Origin of the sequence: Algoriphagus aquimarinus (genome assembly GCF_900112005.1) — a bacterium.
GTDB classification, from domain to species: Bacteria; Bacteroidota; Bacteroidia; order Cytophagales; family Cyclobacteriaceae; genus Algoriphagus; species Algoriphagus aquimarinus.
This window is the reverse complement of the sequence record NZ_FOKK01000002.1, coordinates 429,804-431,962: the sequence shown is the minus strand read 5'-3', so window position 1 is coordinate 431,962 and position 2,159 is coordinate 429,804. Positions and strand designations below refer to the sequence as shown.

Sequence of the window (2,159 nt, the reverse complement as noted above, 5' to 3'; positions counted from 1 at the left end):
CCTGCTCCTGCATGTGATGCTACTACAGTAACAATCACGTTCACTGCGCTTGATGGAGTAGAATATTCCTTGAATTCAGATTTCAGCACGTCGATCACTGATGGCAGCTTTACAGCAGATGTAAACAGCTCAGGAACGGTGTATGCGAGAACAACAGGTACTACTTGTGTGATCAGCTCAGGCTACGAAGTAGCTCCAGCACCTGTGACGCCAGCAGCACCAGTATTAGATGTTCCTGCTCCTGCATGTGATGCGGCTTCGGTAACGATCACGTTCACTGCAGTTGATGGAGTAGAATATTCCTTGAATTCAGATTTCAGCACTTCGATCACTGACGGCAGTTTTACAGCAGATGTAAACAGCTCAGGAACGGTATATGCGAGAACAATAGGTACTACATGTGTTACTAGCTCAGGCTACGAAGTAGCTCCAGCTCCGGTAACACCAGCAGCTCCAGAACTTGATGTTCCAGCTCCTACGTGTGATGCTCCTTCTGTGACGATTACATTTATAGAAGTTGAAGGAGTTGAATATTCTTTGAGTGCGGATTTCAGTTCTACGATCATTGATGGCAGCTTTACTGCCGCAGTGAACAGCACAGGGTCAGTATATGCGAGAACGATAGGTACTACTTGTGTGATCAGCTCAGGCTACGAAGTAGCTCCAGCTCCTGGTTCACCAGAAGCGCCAGTATTGACTGTTCCAGCCCCACTGTGTGATGCTACTACGGTAATTATCACTTTCACTCCTGATCAAGAAGTAGAATATTCTTTAAATTCAGATTTCAGCACTACGATTACTGACGGTAGCTTTACAGCAGATGTAAACAGCTCAGGAACAGTTTATGCGAGAACAATAGGTACTACTTGTGTAACCAGTTCAAGCTACGAAGTAGCTCCAGCTCCAATAACACCAGTAGCACCGGTATTGACAGTTCCTGCACCATTGTGTGATGCGACTAAAGTAACGATTACATTCACTGCAGTTGAAGGAGAGGAATATTCCTTGAATTCAGATTTCAGCTCTACTATCACTGATGGCAGCTTTACAGCAGATGTAAACAGCTCGGGAACAGTTTATGCGAGAACTGCAGGAACAACGTGTGTTATCAGCTCAGATTTTGAAGTAGCTCCTGCGCCTGTAACCCCAGCAGCACCGGTATTAGATGTGCCAGCTCCAGCGTGTGACGCGACAACAGTAACGATCACATACACAGAAGTAGAGGGTGTAGAGTTCTCGTTGACAGAAGATTTCACAACCTTACTTGAAGGCGGCAGCTTTACAGCGGATGTAAACAGCTCAGGAAAAGTATATGCGAGAACAGCAGGAACTACTTGTGTTATCAGCTCAGATTTTGAAGTAGCTCCAGCACCTGTAACCCCAGCAGCACCGGTATTAGATGTGCCAGCTCCAGCCTGTGACGCGACAACAGTAACGATTACCTATACAGAAGTAGAGGGTGTAGAGTTCTCGTTGACAGAAGATTTCACAACCTTACTTGAAGGCGGTAGCTTTGAAGCAGACGTAAACAGTAACGGAACAGTATATGCGAGAACGATAGGTACTACTTGTGTGATCAGCTCAGGTTTCGAAGTAGCTCCAGCACCTGTAACCCCAGCAGCACCGGTATTGACAGTGCCAGCACCAACCTGTGATGCTACTACGGTAACGATAACTTTCACTCCTAACCAAGGGGTTGAATACTCCTTGACTTCGGACTTTAGCACTACGATCGCTGAAGGTAGTTTTACAGCGGTTGTAAACAGCACGGGAACGGTGTATGCGAGAACAATAGGTACTACTTGTTTGATTAGCTCAGGCTATGATGTAGCTCCAGCTCCAGGATCTCCAGAAGCTCCTGTATTGATAGTTCCTACACCATTGTGTGACGCGACTACAGTAGCTATCACGTACACTGCAGTTGAAGGAGTTGAATACTCCTTGAATTCAGACTTTAGCACAACGATTACTGGTGGCAGCTTTACAGCAAATGCAAACAGTACAGGAACAGTATATGCGAGAACAACAGGTACTACATGTGTTACTAGTTCAGGTTACTCAGTAGCTCCAGCTCCAGTAACACCTACAGCACCAGTATTGACAGTTCCTGCACCACTTTGTGATGCGACTACTGTAGCTATCACGTTCACTGCAGTTGA

General features: G+C 46.0%; 1 protein-coding gene. It reads left to right on the top strand.

What is annotated here, in order from left to right:
* Positions 1-2,159 (top strand): hypothetical protein (locus BM291_RS22020; protein WP_175499639.1); only part of this gene is annotated, 2,159 nt, incomplete at both ends.